The organism is Streptomyces sp. NBC_01016, from assembly GCF_026341035.1.
Lineage (GTDB): Bacteria > Actinomycetota > Actinomycetes > Streptomycetales > Streptomycetaceae > Streptomyces.
Map to the genome: position 1 here is coordinate 441,585 of NZ_JAPEOQ010000002.1, position 16,028 is coordinate 457,612.

General features: G+C 72.6%; 12 protein-coding genes. 3 read left to right on the plus strand and 9 right to left on the minus strand.

Going from position 1 to position 16,028, the window contains the following annotated elements; all coding sequences use genetic code 11:
• The first annotated feature begins 22 nt into the window (after positions 1-22).
• Positions 23-949, plus strand: coding sequence for an oxidoreductase (locus OG746_RS28690; protein ID WP_266719891.1), 927 nt, complete (start codon positions 23-25; stop codon positions 947-949).
• 90 nt (positions 950-1,039) lie between these two features.
• On the opposite strand, the gene OG746_RS28695 is transcribed toward OG746_RS28690, so the two are convergent.
• From OG746_RS28695 to OG746_RS28710, 4 genes are all read right to left on the minus strand, one after another.
• On the minus strand, positions 1,040-2,323 hold the full coding sequence (locus OG746_RS28695) for an LPXTG cell wall anchor domain-containing protein (protein ID WP_266719893.1): 1,284 nt from the start codon (positions 2,321-2,323) through the stop codon (positions 1,040-1,042).
• A gap of 211 nt (positions 2,324-2,534) precedes the next feature.
• The gene (nirD, locus tag OG746_RS28700; protein WP_266719895.1) at positions 2,535-2,879 is read right to left on the minus strand and encodes a nitrite reductase small subunit NirD; all 345 of its coding nucleotides are present in this window, start codon (positions 2,877-2,879) and stop codon (positions 2,535-2,537) included.
• Positions 2,876-5,413 carry a nitrite reductase large subunit NirB gene (gene nirB, locus OG746_RS28705; RefSeq protein ID WP_266719897.1) on the minus strand — a complete coding sequence of 846 codons (2,538 nt, stop codon included), beginning with the start codon at positions 5,411-5,413 and terminating at the stop codon, positions 2,876-2,878. The genes nirD and nirB overlap by 4 nt, the downstream gene beginning before the upstream one ends.
• A gap of 1 nt (position 5,414) precedes the next feature.
• Positions 5,415-6,674: an NAD(P)/FAD-dependent oxidoreductase gene (locus tag OG746_RS28710; RefSeq protein ID WP_266719899.1), complete on the minus strand. Its 1,260-nt coding sequence runs from the start codon at positions 6,672-6,674 to the stop codon at positions 5,415-5,417.
• Positions 6,675-6,924: 250 nt separating this feature from the next.
• Here OG746_RS28710 and OG746_RS28715 point away from each other — a divergent pair, with 250 nt between their 5' ends.
• Positions 6,925-8,379, plus strand: a complete 1,455-nt coding sequence (locus tag OG746_RS28715) for a ferric reductase-like transmembrane domain-containing protein (protein ID WP_266719901.1) — start codon at positions 6,925-6,927, stop codon at positions 8,377-8,379.
• A gap of 305 nt (positions 8,380-8,684) precedes the next feature.
• Positions 8,685-9,467, plus strand: a complete 783-nt coding sequence (locus tag OG746_RS28720) for a sulfite exporter TauE/SafE family protein (protein WP_266719903.1) — start codon at positions 8,685-8,687, stop codon at positions 9,465-9,467.
• A gap of 22 nt (positions 9,468-9,489) precedes the next feature.
• Here OG746_RS28720 and OG746_RS28725 read toward each other — a convergent pair whose 3' ends face one another.
• The 5 genes from OG746_RS28725 to OG746_RS28745 all read right to left on the minus strand — a co-directional run bounded on the left by OG746_RS28725 (position 9,490) and on the right by OG746_RS28745 (position 15,955).
• The gene (locus tag OG746_RS28725) at positions 9,490-10,146 is read right to left on the minus strand and encodes a class F sortase (protein WP_266719905.1); all 657 of its coding nucleotides are present in this window, start codon (positions 10,144-10,146) and stop codon (positions 9,490-9,492) included.
• Between the two features lie 61 nt (positions 10,147-10,207).
• A complete protein-coding gene (locus OG746_RS28730; RefSeq protein ID WP_524540485.1) occupies positions 10,208-10,753 on the minus strand; it encodes a GVDTG sorting domain-containing protein in 546 nt (181 codons plus the stop codon).
• Positions 10,754-10,982: 229 nt separating this feature from the next.
• On the minus strand, positions 10,983-12,572 hold the full coding sequence (locus OG746_RS28735; RefSeq protein WP_266719907.1) for a M4 family metallopeptidase: 1,590 nt from the start codon (positions 12,570-12,572) through the stop codon (positions 10,983-10,985).
• Positions 12,573-13,088: 516 nt separating this feature from the next.
• Positions 13,089-15,188 carry a molybdopterin oxidoreductase family protein gene (locus tag OG746_RS28740; RefSeq protein WP_266719909.1) on the minus strand — a complete coding sequence of 700 codons (2,100 nt, stop codon included), beginning with the start codon at positions 15,186-15,188 and terminating at the stop codon, positions 13,089-13,091.
• Positions 15,189-15,268: 80 nt separating this feature from the next.
• On the minus strand, positions 15,269-15,955 hold the full coding sequence (locus OG746_RS28745; protein WP_266719911.1) for a SanA/YdcF family protein: 687 nt from the start codon (positions 15,953-15,955) through the stop codon (positions 15,269-15,271).
• Between the last annotated feature and the right edge of the window lie 73 nt (positions 15,956-16,028).

Consider the following 16,028-nt stretch of genomic DNA (forward strand, 5'->3'; position numbering starts at 1 on the left):
CCCCCCGAAGGAGAGCCGACCCATGAGCGGCTGGAGCGCGACCGACATCCCCGACCAGCAGGGCCGTACGGCGGTGGTCACCGGAGCCAACACCGGCATCGGCTACGTCACCGCACGCGAACTGGCCCGCGCGGGCGCCCACGTGGTCCTGGCCTGCCGCAGCGAGCAGCGGGGCGTCGCGGCCCTGGAGCGTCTGACGTCCGAAGTCCCCGGTGCGCAGGCCGAGTTCGCGCGGCTCGACCTCGGTGACCTCGCCTCGGTACGGGCCTTCGCCGAGGCCCGTGAGGACCGCCCGCTCGACCTCCTGGTCAACAACGCGGGCGTGATGGCCCTCCCGTACGGCCGCACCGTCGACGGCTTCGAGACCCAGTTCGGCGTGAACCACCTGGGGCACTTCGCGCTGACCGGGCTGCTGCTGCCGGGCCTGCTCGCGGCGCCCGCGCCCCGCGTCGTCTCCGTCTCCAGCGGGCTGCACGCCCTCGCCAACATCGACATCGCCGACCTCAACAGCGAGAGGAAGTACGGGCGTTGGGTCGCCTACGGGCGGTCCAAGACGGCCAACCTGCTGTTCGTGCACGAGCTGGCGCGGCAGGTGGAGGCGGCGGGTGCGGGGCTCGTGGCGGCCGCGGCGCACCCCGGCTACGCGGCCACGGAGCTGCAGGCGCGCAGCGCCCGGATGGAGGGCCGCAAGGGCGCGGAACGGTTCTTCGAGGTCGGCAACCGGTTCTTCGGGCAGCCCGCCGAGGACGGAGCGCTGCCGACGCTGCGCGCGGCCACGGCCCCGGACGTACGGCCCGACGACTTCTACGGCCCGCGCGTGATGATGTGGCGCGGCGCCCCCATCAAGTCCTGGCGGGCGTCGTGGACGGTCAACGACGCGGCGGGGGAGCGGCTGTGGGCCGCGTCGGAGCAGCTGACGGGCGTGGACTTCAAGGCGCTTGGCCGATGAGGGCGACAGGCGGGCAGAGCTGATAAAGACGGCGGACCGGCGCCCCCTCCAGCAGGGGCACCGGTCCGCCGTCGGCTATGCGTGCCGGCCTCAGCTGTTGGCGTCGGCCTTGCGGCGGCGCATCACGAACACCGCACCGGCGCCGACCACGACGGCCGCGCCGCCCGCCAGGCCGATCGTCGGCAGGGCGGAGGAGGAGCCGGTGGAGGCGAGGGAGCCGTCCGTGGTGCCGGAGCCGTTGCCCGAGCCGGAGGTGGCGACGGGGGAGGCGCTGCCCTGCGGCTTGGGCTTGTTGCCCTCGCCGGCGGGGGTGTCGGAGTTGCCGGCGCCGACCGGGTTGATCGTGAAGTTGTACGCGACCAAGTCGCCGACGCCGCAGGTGGCGTCCTCGTTGAAGTACGCGCCCACGGCGGCGCTGATGCCGTAGCCGGCAGGTGCCGAGCGGTCGATCGACAGGCGCAGCGGCAGATCGACGTGCGCGCCCGCCTTCACGTTGGTGAACCTACCCGCGTAGTCGTCCGCCGGGACGGACTTCCACTGGCCGCCCTGCTTGGACTTGAGGTGCAGCTTGCTGGTGATGTCCTTGTCGGACTTGTCGCCCGCGCCCACACTCGCGAACGGCAGCACCTCGTCGAGGGTCCGCCCGGTGCCGTTGGTCAGGCGCAGCCGGAAGTCGACCGTGGAGCCGGCGGCGATCTTGGACGGCAGGCCGGGGAGGGTGGCCTTGAGCGCGGCACCTTCCTTGCACTCGGGGTCCGTCGGCTCGTCCGGACCGGGCTGCTCGTCCTTCGCGTCGGCGAGGGCCTTCTCGGCGGCTTCCTTCGTGGCGAGCGCGGCCTTGACGTCCTGCTGGGCCTTGTGGATCTTCCGGGCGATCGCGACCCGGTTGTCGTCGACGGCCGTCCCGGCCGCGGTGACCTTGGCGTCGGCGTCGGTCTTGGCGGTGGCGGCCTTGGCCGCGAGGTCCTTGGCGTCGGTGAGCGCCTTCTCGGCGGCGGCCTTGGCGGCCTCGTCCTCGCCGGCGTTGGCGTCCTTCAGCGCCTGCTCCGCGGCGACAACGGCCGCGTCCGCCTCGTCCTTCGCCTTCGCGGCGGCCTCGGCGTCCTTCTTCGCGTCGGCGAGGGCGACCATGAGCGGGTGCTCCGGGGCCGTCGTGGCGTCGAACTCCTTCTCCAGGGCCTGCTCGGCGGCGACGGCCGCGCGGTACGCCGCTCTCGCCTCCTTCACAGCCTTCTTCAACTTGGCTATGGAGGACTTCTCCTGGGTCTGCACGGCGGACTGGGTCCCGGCGTACGCCGGAGAGACGGACAGCAGCGCCACCGGAGCGGTCACGGCGGCGACTGCGGCTGTCGCGAGAATCTGACGGATCTGCACGGGACGCCCTCTGTTCGGAGTCGGAGTAAGGCGCGTGTAAGCGCTGAGGCCGAGATCCTAAGACGGTTCGAGGGCGCCCGTGCGGGGCTTTCTGTCCCGGTGTAAGCGGTGTTCTGCGCTTACTGGAGTTGAAATATGGACAGATTGTGAAAGTTGCTCTCTATCCCTGCGTTTTCTCTGTGACTGATGTCACGGCCCCGTGCAGGGGGTGTCAACGCACCGCGTACGTCCGGACGGTGACCCCGTCGTCGTCCAGGCAGCGTCCCGTCTCCAGGTCGAACCGCTGCTTCAGCAGGGGCGAGGCCACGAACGGCCGTCCCTCCGCCGAGCCGAGCAGTCCCCGCGAGAGTACGGACGCCCCGGTGAACGGGTCGGTGTTGTCGATCGCGTACACGTGGCCCGCGCGGTCCATGAAGACGGCGGCCTGCCGGTCGTCCGGCAGCAGGACGGCGACCCCGCGCCCCGCGCTCAGGCGGGACGGTTCGCACACGGCCAACAGCTCGCCGTCCACGTCGAGTTGCACGAGAGTGGTCGTCAGTTCAGGAGCGATGGTCATCGGACAGCCAGTCCTTCCAGGGGAATCAGCGGCAGCTCGGGCTTGATCTGGTCGCGCTCGGGCATGAAGCGGACCGTCGGGTCCGGGGTGTCGGGGGCGTTGACGAAGGACACGAAGCGGGCGAGGCGCTCGGGGTCGTCGATGGTCTCGGCCCACTCGTCGCGGTAGTGCGCGACGTGCGCCCGCATCAGGGCTTCGAGCTCGTCGCAGATGCCGAGCGAGTCGTGCACGACGACGTCCCGTACGTGGTCGAGCCCGCCCTCGATCCGCTCCAGCCAGGTCGCGGTGCGCTCCAGGCGGTCGGCGGTGCGGATGTAGAACATCAGGAACCGGTCGATCAGGCGGATCAGCTCGGCGTCGCTCAAGTCCTGGGCGAGCAGGTCGGCGTGACGTGGTGTCATGCCGCCGTTGCCGCCCACGTACAGGTTCCAGCCGTTGGCCGTGGCGATGACGCCGAAGTCCTTCGACTGGGCCTCCGCGCACTCGCGGGCGCACCCGGAGACCGCCGACTTCAGCTTGTGCGGTGCCCGCAGGCCCCGGTAGCGCAGCTCCAGGTCGATCGCCATCCGGACCGAGTCCTGCACCCCGTAACGGCACCAGGTCTGCCCCACGCACGACTTCACGGTCCGCAGCGCCTTGCCGTACGCGTGCCCGGACTCGAAGCCGGCGTCCACCAACTTGGCCCAGATCATCGGCAGTTGGTCGACCCGTGCGCCGAACAGGTCGATGCGCTGGCCGCCCGTGATCTTCGTGTAGAGACCGAAGTCCCGCGCGACCTCCCCGATCACGATCAGCTTCTCGGGGGTGATCTCGCCGCCGGGGATCCGGGGCACGACCGAGTACGAGCCGTTCTTCTGCAGGTTGGCGAGGAAGTGGTCGTTGGTGTCCTGGAGGGCGGCCTGCTCGCCGTCGAGTACGTAGCCGTCCGCGCCGATCGACGGGGCGAGCGAGGCGATGATCGAGCCGACGGTCGGCTTGCAGACCTCGCAGCCCTCGCCGCCGCGCGCACCCTCCCGGCCGTGCTCGTCCAGGAGTTGGGCGTACGTCGTGATCCGCTTGACGCGCACGATCTCGTACAGCTGCTCGCGGGTGTGCTTGAAGCAGCCGCACAGCCCGTCGTCACCGCTCTTCGGCAGCAGCTGGCCGATGAGCTTGACGCAACTCCCGCAGCCGGTACCGGCCTTGGTGCACTTCTTCACCTCGGGCAGCGAGGTGTGCTCGCAGATCGCGCCCTTCGTGACGTTGTGGCAGGAACAGATGACGGCCTCGTCGGGCAGCGCCTCCGGGCCGAGCTGGGCGGGCGCGCCGGCGCCCGCCGGGAGAACCAGCTGCTCGGGGGCGATCGGTGGCACGGTCCCGGTGAGCGCGCGCAGCGTCCCGTACGCCTCCGCGTCGCCGACGAGGATGCCGCCGAGCAGCTCGCCCTCGCCGCCGATCACGAGCTTCTTGTACGTGCCCGAGCGCGAGTCCGAGTAGACGACGTCGAGGCAGCCGTCGGTGGCGCCGTGCGCGTCGCCGAACGAGGCGACGTCGACGCCGAGCAGCTTCAGCTTGGTGGAGAGGTCGGCGCCGGTGAACGACGCGTCCTCGTCGGCGATGGTGTCGGCGACCGCGAGCGCCATCTCGTAGCCGGGGGCCACGAGCCCGTACACCCGGCCGTCCGAGGCCAGCGCGCACTCGCCGATCGCGAAGATGTCGGGGTCGCTGGTGCGGCACCGCTCGTCGACGGTGATGCCGCCGCGCTCGCCCACCGACAGGCCCATGTCGCGGGCGAGTTGGTCGCGGGGGCGGACGCCGGCGGAGAAGACGACGAGATCCGTGGCGAGTTCGCTGCCGTCCGACAGCTTCATGCCGCGCACCGCTGCGTCGGCGTCCGTGACGATCTCCTGGGTGCCGACGCCGGTGTGCACGTCGAGCCCCATGTCGCTGATGGTCTTGAACAGGGCCGCGCCGCCGCCCTCGTCGACCTGCACCGGCATCAGGCGCGGCGCGAACTCGACGATGTGGGTGGCGAGTCCGAGCCCCTGGAGCGCGCCCGCGGCCTCGAGTCCGAGGAGGCCGCCGCCGACCACGGCGCCGACCGTCGCGTTGCTCTTCGCGTACTCCTCGATCGCGTACAGGTCCTCGATCGTCCGGTACACGAAGCAGCCGGTCGCGTCCTTGCCGGGCACCGGCGGGACGAACGGGTACGAGCCGGTGGCCAGCACCAGCGTGTCGTAGGGGACCTTGAGCCCGGAGCGGGCGTGCACGACGCGGGACTCGCGGTCGACGACCACGGCGGGGTCACCGACGTACAGCTCGATGCCGTGCTTCTCGATGAACTCCGGGTCCGTCATGGAGAGTTCCTCGGGCGTGGTGCCCGAGAAGTACGAGGTGAGGTGCACGCGGTCGTAGGCGGGGCGCGGCTCCTCGCACAGGACGACCACGCGGTGCGAGTCCGTGAGCCCGCGCTCGGCGGCGGCCTCGAGGAAACGCTGGCCGACCATGCCGTGGCCGATGAGGACGATCGTGGGCAGTGCCTTGTCGGTCGGCATGTCAGAGGCCTCCGTCGTGGGTGAGCAGGTGCAGCAGAGGCGCGCCGACAGCGTCGTCGGCGGGCAGTGATTCGTCGGACTCCCAGGCGTGCGCGAGCGCGCCGACCGTGGCCAGTTCCCCGATCAGCACCCCGCCGACCAGACGGTCGCCGCGCACGACGACCTTCCGGTACGTGCCGCGGGTGGCGTCGGCGAGCTGCACGACGTCGTCGCCGGGCAGCGCCTCGGTCTCGCCGAACGCGGCGAGGTCCAGCGGCCCGGCCTCGTGCGGGAGGGTGAGCCGGGTCAGGGTGCGGGTGCCGGTGTACCCGGGGTGCGCCGCGTCGGATCCGGTCAGCAGGTCGGCGAGCGCGTCGGCCTGTTCCAGGGCCGGCGTCGCGAGGCCGTAGACGGTGTCGGCGTGCTGGGCGCAGTCGCCGACCGCGCGGATGCGGGGGTCGCTGGTGCGCAGCGCGTCGTCGACGACGATCCCCTTGCGGACGTCGAGCCCCGCGGCCTGCGCGAGACCGGCGCGCGGGCGGACGCCGCAGGCGAGGACGGTGACGTCGGTGCCGAGCACGTAGCCGTCGTGCAGCTCGACGCGGCGCACGTGTCCTTCGACGACGCCGACGCCGCGCACCCGGCACTCGGTGTGGATCTCCACGCCGAGCGCGGTGAGGTGGCGGCGGACGAGTTCGGAGGAGTTCGGGTCGAGCTGGCGCTCCATCAGCCGCTCGGACTGCTGGGTGAGGACCACCTGCGCGCCGCGCCGGGCGAGCGCGCGGGCCGCGGAGACACCGAGGAGGCCGCCGCCGATGACGACGGCGCGGGTGCCATCGGTGACGGCCTCGGACAGTGCCAGGCAGTCGTCCATCGTGCGGAACGCGTGGACGCCGCCCGGCAGTTCGGTGGCATCGGGCGCGAACAGGCCGCGCAGCGGGGGCAGTACCGGGTTCGAGCCGGTGGCGAGGACGAGGGTGTCGTATCCGACCTCGTCCCCGTTCTCGCACTGCACGAGCCGCCGCTCGCGGTCGATCCGGACGGCGCGGGTGCGCAGGTGCGGAACGGTGGCGCGGGGCAGCTCGATGACCTCCGGCGCGTACGTCCCGGCCAGCACCTCCGCGAGCAGCACGCGGTTGTACGGGGCGTGCGTCTCCTCGCCGATCAGCATGGCCCGCTCGCCCAGGCGGTGGGCGATACGGGTCCCGGCGAGGCCGGTGCCGATGACGACGACGCGGCCGGGGCCGGTCGTGGCGTCGTCGTGCTCGTACGGTGCGGTCATGTATCGCAGCGTGCGTGGCGGGTGTTTCTCGGTGGCGTCTCCTTCGTTTCCCACGAGGAACGCTGCGCTCAGCGGGGGGCGGGTGGCGGTGTGAGGGTTCCGTACGGGCGCGGCGGCGGGTCTGTGAGGGGCGTGGTGAGGGTCGTTCGCCGTCGATGGCTTAACCCGTGTTCAGTCCGTCCTCAAGGGCGCCTTAAGGATCGTTCGTACGGCGCTGACCAGCCGAAATCCGGGGTCCGTCGAGCCTAGTGTGCCGGTCGTGACCACCAAGGCCGTCGACCACGAACTCGCCCGCTACCCCGCTCTGGCGTCCTACCGCAGGCAGACCGAGCGGCGCCGCAAGGCCCCGCCGATCCCGCCGCGCCCCCGCAGGGCACCCCGCGTGCGGCCCGCCGCGCCCGCCCGGCTCACCGCGCACCAGCTGCGGGCGGGGATCCGCGCGGGCGCGCTGCTCGTGACCGCCCTGTGGATGGCGCAGGTCCGCCCCTCGGCACGGATCGACGCGCTGTTCACGACCGGCGCCCATCTGACCGGCCTGCTCGCCGGGTACGGAATCCTGGTCATGCTCTTCCTCATGGCCCGGGTGCCCGCCGTCGAGCACGGCATCGGCGCCGACCGGCTCGCCCGCCACCACGCGCGCGGCGGCCGCCACGTCCTCACCCTCTGCGCCGCCCACGTCCTGCTCGCCCTGTGCGGGTACGCGGCGCACACCGGAACCGACCTGGTCGGCACGGTCACCGAGCTGCTCGGCTACCCGGGGCTCGCCGCCGCCGCGGCCGGCACCGCACTGTTCACCGCGGTCGGCGTGAGCAGCGCCCGCGCCGTCCGGCGCCGCGTCGGGCACGGCGCGTGGCAGGGGCTGCACCTGCTGACGTACGTGGCCGCGGCGCTGGCCTTCGCCCACCAGCTCTCCGGCCCCGACATCGCGTCCAGCCCGATCGGCCTCGGCCTGTGGTCGCTGCTGCACGCCACCGTCGCGGTGCTCCTGGTCTGGTATCGGCTGGTCGTGCCGGTGCGGCAGGCGCTGCGGCACCGGCTGCGGATCGTCGACGTACGGCAGGATGGCCCCGGCGTCGCCTCGGTCCTGATGCGCGGCACCGACCTGGGCCTGCTGCGCGCGGAACCGGGCCAGTTCCTGCGCTGGCGGTTCCTGACGCGGCGGCTGTGGCACACGGCGCTGCCGTTCTCCCTGTCCGCGCCGGTCGACGGCGACCACGTCCGGATCACCGTGAAGGCCGTCGGCGACCACACCCGCCGGGTGCGGCGGCTGCGGCCCGGGGTGCGGGTGGTCGCGACCGGACCGTTCGGCGCGCTCACGGCGCACCGCCGCACCCGGCGCAAGGTGCTGTTGCTGGCCGGGGGAGTGGGCATCACGCCGCTGCGGGCGCTGTTCGAGACGCTCCCCGGCGAACCCGGGGACATCACGCTCCTCTACCGCGCGAGCAGCGCCGAACAGCTGGTCCTGCGCGAGGAGTTGGAGTCCATCGCCCGCACCCGCAAGGCGGCCCTGCACTATCTCCTCGGCCCCTCGGGTGCGGCCTTCGACTCCCTCGCCCCGGGGGCCCTGCGCGACCTCGTGCCCGAACTCGCGGACCACGACGTCTACTTGTGCGGCCCGCCCGGCATGACGACGACGGCGACGGCGGCACTGAACAGGGCCGGCGTCCCCGAGAGCCGCATATACGCGGAGTCCTTCACGTACTGACCACGCGACGCCACGCCCAGCCCCGCCCCCTCTCCCGGAGAAGAGAAGACACACCGCCATGGGCCGCCACACCAGACCCACCCGCACCGCACACGCCCCCACCGTCCAGGCCCGTCGCAGGCTCACCGCCGGGCTCGCCTCGGCCAGCGCCGTGGTCGCGGCGTGCCTCGCGCTCACCGTCGAACCGGCGGCGCCCCCGGCCCCCGACCGGGCCGTCCCACATACCGGTACGGAACCCTCAGATCCAGCTCAGCCTTCCAGGGGGCCGTGGGCCGTGCAGGCGGCGGATCCGTAGAGTCCTGATCATGCCTGACATATCCCTGACCACCGTCGTCGTACTGTGCATCGCCGCGCTCGCGGCGGGCTGGGTCGACGCGGTGGTGGGCGGCGGCGGACTGCTCCTGCTCCCGGCCCTTCTCCTCGGTCTGCCGAACTCCGCCGCGGCGGGCCACGCCCTCGGCACCAACAAGGCCGTCGCCATCGTCGGCACCACCGGCGCCGCCGTCACCTACGCCCGCAAGGCCCCCGTCGACGTACGACTCGCCGTCCGCATCGGCACGGCCGCGCTCGTCGGGTCGACCGGCGGGGCGCTGCTCGCGACGGGGATGAGCACGGAGGTCCTCAAGCCGGTCGTGATGGTGGTGCTCGTGGCGGTGGGCGCGTTCGTGATCTTCCGCCCGGCGTTCGGCACGGCGCCGACGGCGATCCCCGCCTCGCCCCGCCGGATCTGGGCCGCCATCGGCTTCGCGGGCCTCGGCATCGGCTTCTACGACGGCCTGATCGGGCCGGGCACCGGCACCTTCCTGGTCCTCGCCCTGACCGCGATCCTCCACCTCGACCTGGTCACCGCCTCCGCCACCGCGAAGATCGTCAACTGCTGCACCAACGCGGGCGCGTTGGCGATGTTCGCCTGGAAGGGCCAGGTGTACTGGCAGCTCGCGGGCCTGATGGCGGTGTTCAACCTGGCGGGCGGCATGGTGGGCGCGCACACCGCGCTGAAGCGGGGCGCCGGGTTCGTGCGCGTGGTGCTGCTGACGGTGGTGTGCGCGCTGGTGGTGAAGATGGCGTACGAGCAGTGGGTGGCGTGAGCCGACTCCCTTTTGGGCGCGGCTACCGGCTGCCCGTCAGGTGCGCGAAGACGACGACGTTCCCCTGGTAGCCCGTCTTGCGTGAGTACGGTCCGCCGCAGGTGATCACCCGGAGTTCGGGGCGGCGGGCCGCGCCGTACACCTTCGCGTCGGGGAAGTGCTTCGCGTCGTACACCTCGACCGCGTCCACCGTGAACACCGCGGCCGAACCGTCCCGCCGCGCCACCTCGATCGTGCGGCCGCGCTTCAGCGAACCCAGGGCGTAGAAGACGGACGGGCCGCGCGCGTTGTCGACGTGGCCCGCGACCACCGCCGTACCCGTCTCGCCGGGCTTGGTGCCCGCCTCGTACCAGCCGGCGAGGTTCTTTTTGCCGGCCGGAGGCACGTCGAGGCTGCCGGAGCGGGTCAGCTCCAGGCCCATCAGCGGGGCGTCGACCTCGATCGACGGGATGCGGACGCGGTCCGGCGGGGACGGTGCCAGGGGAGCGGCGGCCGGTGCTTCGCGGTCCCGGTCGACGCGGGCCTGCGCGGCGGACGGCTGGGGCGGCGGCTGCCCCTCCGCGCCGCTGGCCAGGAGCCAGGCGCCGGCGGCGAGGGCCAGGGTGGTGGCTGCTCCTATGGCGGAGTTCACGCGGTGCGTGGCGCGCGGGCGCGTGCCGGTGCGCTTGGGGTTGCGCATGGGGGCTGGGGTTCCTCGCAGTTCTTCACGGGGCGGTGCTGGTGCTTCGCGGGGTGGTGGCTCAGATGCGGTCGCCGCGTGCCCTGCGGTGCAGCAGCCAGGTGCCGCCCGCGGCGGCCAGCGCCAGCGCCGCCACGCCCGCGGAGGTCCGCGTGGGTTCGGGGCCGAGCGCGCCGCCGACGCCCGTGTTCACGTGGCCCCTGGGGAGCTGGGCCACGGAGGCGCCGGTGCCGGTCACGGAGACGATGAGGTCGCCCGTCACCTCGGGGCCGCTCGCGCACTTCGCGACGATCTCGTACGTTCCCGGCTGCGCGGAGACCGGGATCCGGAAGCGCCCTGTGGCGTTCGAGGCGTTCGGGGTGGCCGGCGCCAGTGTGAAGGTGCCCGCGCCGACCGCGCTGGCGTCACCGGTGGCCGTGTCGCTCCCGCCGCACGCGGTGGTGTCCACCGTGACGCGGTCGCCCGGGGCGGCCGTCGCCGGGTAGACCTCCAGGCCGCCCTGCGCGGCGGTCGCGGGGGCGGCGACGGCGAGCATCGCCGTCGTGGCCGCGGTGGTGAGGAACGCCGCCGCGGTCAGCGGTCGGCCCATGCCCCTGCGCACGCGCATCGTCCAAGCTCCTTCGCGGGCGACGGGCGCGCCCTGCCAAGGTCGAGGTAAGTGCCAGTCGTGGCCGCCCGCCTCCTGATGTGACGTCATGACACCTGCGCAGACAGTACTTCTGACGGCCCGACGGGTACGTTCCAGCAGGTCACCGGGGTGTCCGCCGGAAAGTACCCGAAGGGAGCGGGGAGGCGTGCGACCGGGTGACGGCAGGCGGCGCCCGGGTGATGCCCGGTCAGTTCACCGCCACGGCCGACCAGGTGGCTGCCACGGCCGCGTGCTCCTTGCTGTCCGCCCCGTACAGGTCCTTGGCTGCCTTCAGCGTCGCCGTGCGTGCGCCCTTGTAGTCCGTCGACGACGTCATGTAGATGGTCAGCGCGCGGTACCAGATCTTGCCGAGCTTCTCCTTGCCGATGCCGGTGAGCTTCGACTTGTCGCACGTGGGGCTGTCGTTGTGGACGCCGCCGATCGTCTTCGGGCCGCTGCCCTCCGCGAGCAGATACGCGAAGTGGTTCGCGACGCCGGAGGAGTAGTGCACGTCCAGGCCGGCGACGTCGGAGTTCCAGCAGTCCGCCGACTTGCCGTCGCGGCTCGGCTTGTCCATGAAGCGCAGCGCCGCTGTCTTCGCGCCGGGCTTGACGATCTTCTCGCCGATGAGCCAGTCGCCGGGGTCGGAGGCGTTCTTCGCGTGGAACTCGACGAGCGTGCCGAAGATGTCGGAGGTGGCCTCGTTGAGGCCGCCGGACTCGCCGGAGTAGGTGAGGGCCGCGGTGGAGGAGGTGACGCCGTGGGACATCTCGTGGCCCGTGACGTCGAGGGCGACCAGCGGGCCGAACGTCTTGCCGTCGCCGTCCCCGTACGTCATGCAGAAGCAGTTGTCGTCCCAGAAGGCGTTGTTGTAGTCCTTGCCGTAGTGGACGCGGTTGTACGAGCCCTTGCCGTCGTCGGCTATGCCGATCCGGCCGTGGACGTCCTTGTAGTAGTCCCACGTCTGGTCGGTGCCGTACTGGGCGTCCACGGCGGCCGTGCTCCGGTCCGCGGTCTTTCCGGTGCCCCAGTGGTTGTCGGCGTCCTTGTAGACCTTGGCGGGGGCGCGCTCCAGGCAGATGCCGAGGATGCAGGTGTCGGTCTTGTTGGCGGCGTCGCCGGTGTAAGTGTTGCCGCGGGTGGAGTCGTCGAGCTGGTAGCCGCCGGAGGAGGCGCGGGTGGTGGTGAGGGGGACGGTGCCGGAGTAGAGGGAGCGGCCGTCGCCCGTGGCCGCGGCGGAGGTGGCGGTTTCGAGGCTGTCCCAGGCGTCGATCCCGGCGCCGGTGGTGGCGTCGGTGAGGACGGTGCGGGCCATGGGGTTGCCGAGCGAGTCCTTCGCGGCGGCGGTCGTCCGCCAGGCCAGTTTGGGGCTGCCGTGCAGTGCGTCCACGACGAGTTGCGGCTTGGCCATGAGGCTGTGGAGCACCCTGCCGGGGTTGGCCTCGCGCAGGAGCGTCGTGGCGAGGTCCGCGGCCTTGGGGGCGGAGAGGCGGGGCGTGGTGGTGGGGACGGAGACGCTGCCGGAGACGGCGCGGTCGGTGCCCTCGTACGTGCCGTCCGCGGCCTGGTGCACGACGAAGTCCCCGCCGAGCACGGGGAGTTGACCGTACGTGCGGTCGTAACGGGTGTGCCGGGTCCCGTCGGGGTCGGTGATCACGTCCCGTACGGAGGTGGCCTCGGCGGTGGTGGCGGAGGGGGCCGCGGTCGCCGTGGGGGCGAGGGCGAGGGTGGCGGCGAGGAGGGTGGCCAGGGTGGTGATGCCGGTGGTGAGGCGCGATGTGGTCCGTATGTGTCTCATCAGGCGGCTCCGTGGGGACGGTGAGATGAGCGGCAACTTCCTGACGCTGGTTCAGTTTTAGGCGGTCATGACAAATGGAGTCCATGGATCCGCGGTGTCGGCCCTGTGAAGGACCGGGGTGGCCCGTGCCCCCGCCACGGGGCTCCGCCCCGGCCCCCGCGCCTCAAACGCCGGCGGGGCTGGAAAGACCGGGGCTCCGCCCCGGACCCCGCTCCTCAATCGCCGGAGGGGCTTGATTTGCCCCGCCCATCTCCCACCACCCGCCCCCTCCGGGGGCGTCGGCCCGACGGGGTGCCCGCCCGGGCCAACGTGCCGCGCAGACCTACGGCCGGCCGTCACCGACTTGGGCAATCTGCCGCCTTGGGCGGCAGGGTGGGCAAGGCGGCGCCCGGTGCGGCGCGCCAGGCTACGAGGGCCCCGGCCCCGGCCGACATGGCGAGACCCCGGTGCCGCGCACCACGCACGAGGGCCCCCGCCCCGGCGCAGGTGACAGGAACCCGGTGCCGCGCAACAACGTCACCCCACCCGCTCCACCCGCACCGCACACACCTTGAATTCCGGCATGCGGGACGTGGGGTCGAGCGCCGGGTTCGTCAGGGTGTTGGCCCGCCCCGCCCCCGGCCAGTGGAACGGCATGAAGAGGGTGTCCGGGCGGATCGTGGAGGTGAGGTGGGCCGGAGCCTCGACCCGGCCACGGCGCGACGTCACCGCGACCACGTCCCCCTGCGCGACCCCGATCCGCCCCGCCAGCCGCGGATGCAGCTCCACGAACGCCTCCGGAGCCGCCTTGTTGAGCTCCGGCACGCGCCGCGTCTGGGCCCCGGACTGGTACTGGGCCACGACCCGCCCCGTCGTCAGATACAGCGGATACTCCGCATCCGGCTCCTCCGCCGCGGGCCGATGCGTCACCGGCACGAACCGCGCCCGCCCGTCCTCCGTGGCGAACCGTTCGAGGAAGAGCCGCGGCGTGCCGGGGCCGTCGGCGTCGGCGGCCGCGTCGTCGGAGGAGCACGGCCAGAAGATTCCCTCGCCCTCGGCCAGCCTGTCGTAGCTGATCCCGGAGTAGTCCGCAGGACCGCCCGCCGACGCCCGCCGCAACTCGTCGAACACCTCCCGCGCATCCGTCGGAAAGCCCTTCTCCAGGTCGGGTGCGAGACGGGCCGCGAGTTCCTGGAGGACATAAAGGTCCGTACGCACCCCCGGAGGGGGTGTCAGGGCGCGCTGCCGCAGCAGCACCCGCCCCTCCAGGTTCGTCACCGTGCCGGTCTCCTCGGCCCACTGCGTCACCGGCAGGACCACGTCGGCCAGTTCGGCGGTCTCGGAGAGGACGACATCGGCGACGGCCAGGAAGTCCAGGGAGCGGATCCGGGACTCGATGTGGGCCGCGCGCGGTGCCGAGACCACCGGGTTCGAGCCCATCAGCAGCAGTGCCTGAATGTCTCCGCCCAGCGCGTCGAGCAACTCGTACGCCGACCGCCCAGGGCCCGGCAGCGTGTCCGGGTCCACACCCCAGACCTCCGCCACATGCGCCCGCGCCGCCGGATCCGTGAGCTTGCGGTAGCCGGGCAACTGGTCCGCCTTTTGGCCGTGTTCGCGGCCGCCCTGACCGTTGCCCTGGCCGGTCAGACACCCGTAACCGGAGTACGGCCGGCCCGGCCGCCCCGTCGCGAGCGCCAGGTTGATCCACGCGCCGACCGTGTCCGTGCCCTTGGACTGCTGCTCGGGCCCTCGCGCGGTGAGGACCATCGCCCGCTCGGCCGCCGTGAACATGCCGACCGCCTCGCGCAGTTGGGGCACCGGCACGCCCGTGACCCGCTCCACGTACTCCGGCCAGTGCGCCATCGCCGCCGAACGGGCCTCCTCCCACCCCTGCGTACGGCCGCGTACGTACTCCTCGTCGACCCGGCCCTCCGCGACCACCAGGTGCAGCATCCCGAGCGCGAGCGCCAGGTCCGTGCCGGGGCGGGGCGCCAGGTGCAGGTCCGCCTGGTCCGCGGTGCGGGTGCGGCGGGGGTCGATCACGATCAATGTGCCGCCGTTGGCCTTGAGTTCGCTGAGGTAGCGCAGGGCCGGGGGCATGGTCTCGGCCAGGTTCGAGCCGACCAGGATCACGCAGCCCGTACGCGGAATGTCCTCCAGCGGGAACGGCAGACCCCGGTCCAGGCCGAAGGCCTTCTGCCCGGCGGCCGCGGCCGACGACATGCAGAACCGGCCGTTGTAGTCGATCTGCGACGTGCCGAGCACGATGCGCGCGAACTTGCCGAGCGCGTACGCCTTCTCGTTCGTCAGGCCGCCGCCGCCGAACACGCCGCACGCGTCCGGACCGTGCCCGGTACGCGCGCGTGCCAGACCGTCCGCGACCTTGTCCAGGGCCTCCTCCCAGGTGGCGGGTGTGAGCCGACCGGTGGCGGGGCTGCGGACCAGTGGCTCCGTGAGCCGCACCTGGGAGGAGAGCACGGAGGCGGCGCTCTGGCCCTTGCCGCACAGCGCGCCCTGGTTGACCGGGAACTCCGCGCGACCCTCGACCGTGGGCCCTTCGGTGCCGGGCAGCACGTTCATGCCGCACTGCAGGGCGCAGTACGGGCAGTGGGTGGGCGTCGCCGTGGTGTTGAGCATGCCCCTGAGGGTGCGCCGGGTGTGTTGCCGGTCGGCGCGCCTGGAGGTTACGTAGCCGGAACGAGCATCTCCCGGCCGTCCTACGGACGGCGTGAGGTCGCGCCCAGGGCCTCGCGCACGCCCTGCTCCTCGCGTCCCAGGAAGTGCGGATCAGGACGCACCACCACGTCGAGCGCCGCCTTCGCCGCCGCGAGCGTCTCCCGCGCCCCGCCCGCGTACCAGGTCACGTCGTGCGGTTCGGCGACCCCGATCCCGTACGAGGAGACGCCCGCGGCCTCGCACAGCGCCACCGCGCGCCGCGCGTGGAAGTCCTGGGTGACCAGGACGGCGCGGTCGACGCCGAAGATCTTCTTCGCGCGGACGCAGGAGTCCCAGGTGTCGAAGCCCGCGTAGTCGCTGACGACGGCCCGGGACGGCACCCCGTGGCGGGTCAGGTACGCGCGCATGGCGTCGGGTTCGTCGTACTCCTCGCGGCTGTTGTCGCCCGTGACCAGGAGCACGCGGACCTTTCCGGTGCGGTACAGCTCGGCCGCCGCGTCGAGCCGGTGCGCCAGGTACGGCGAGGGCTCCCCGTTCCACAGGCCCGCACCGAACACCACCGCCACCTCGCCGCGCGGCGCGTCCGCCACCGTCCGCAGCAGGTCCCCGGTCGACACGAACAGCCAGGTCGCCGGCAGCAGCGCCAGCACACAGACAGCCATCACCACCTGCACCGTCCTGCGTTGCGCCCTCCTGGTGCGCGGCAGGCGTGGACGTGGCAGACGCATTCGGGACCCCCGGGGCAGTCGTGGCTCGGTGCTGACAGGAGACGCGCCGCGCGGCCGCGTGGTTGCTCACCGC

Excerpts from the sequence above, each read along its gene's own strand:
- OG746_RS28690 (WP_266719891.1), top strand. The coding sequence starts at position 23 with ATGAGCGGCTGGAGCGCGACCGACATCCCCGACCAGCAGGGCCGTACG.
- nirD (WP_266719895.1), bottom strand. The coding sequence starts at position 2,879 with ATGACCATCGCTCCTGAACTGACGACCACTCTCGTGCAACTCGACGTG.
- nirB (WP_266719897.1), bottom strand. The coding sequence starts at position 5,413 with ATGCCGACCGACAAGGCACTGCCCACGATCGTCCTCATCGGCCACGGC.
- OG746_RS28710 (WP_266719899.1), bottom strand. The coding sequence starts at position 6,674 with ATGACCGCACCGTACGAGCACGACGACGCCACGACCGGCCCCGGCCGC.
- OG746_RS28720 (WP_266719903.1), top strand. The coding sequence starts at position 8,685 with ATGCCTGACATATCCCTGACCACCGTCGTCGTACTGTGCATCGCCGCG.
- OG746_RS28725 (WP_266719905.1), bottom strand. The coding sequence starts at position 10,146 with ATGCGCAACCCCAAGCGCACCGGCACGCGCCCGCGCGCCACGCACCGC.
- OG746_RS28730 (WP_524540485.1), bottom strand. The coding sequence starts at position 10,753 with ATGCGCGTGCGCAGGGGCATGGGCCGACCGCTGACCGCGGCGGCGTTC.
- OG746_RS28735 (WP_266719907.1), bottom strand. The coding sequence starts at position 12,572 with ATGAGACACATACGGACCACATCGCGCCTCACCACCGGCATCACCACC.
- OG746_RS28740 (WP_266719909.1), bottom strand. The coding sequence starts at position 15,188 with ATGCTCAACACCACGGCGACGCCCACCCACTGCCCGTACTGCGCCCTG.
- OG746_RS28745 (WP_266719911.1), bottom strand. The coding sequence starts at position 15,955 with ATGCGTCTGCCACGTCCACGCCTGCCGCGCACCAGGAGGGCGCAACGC.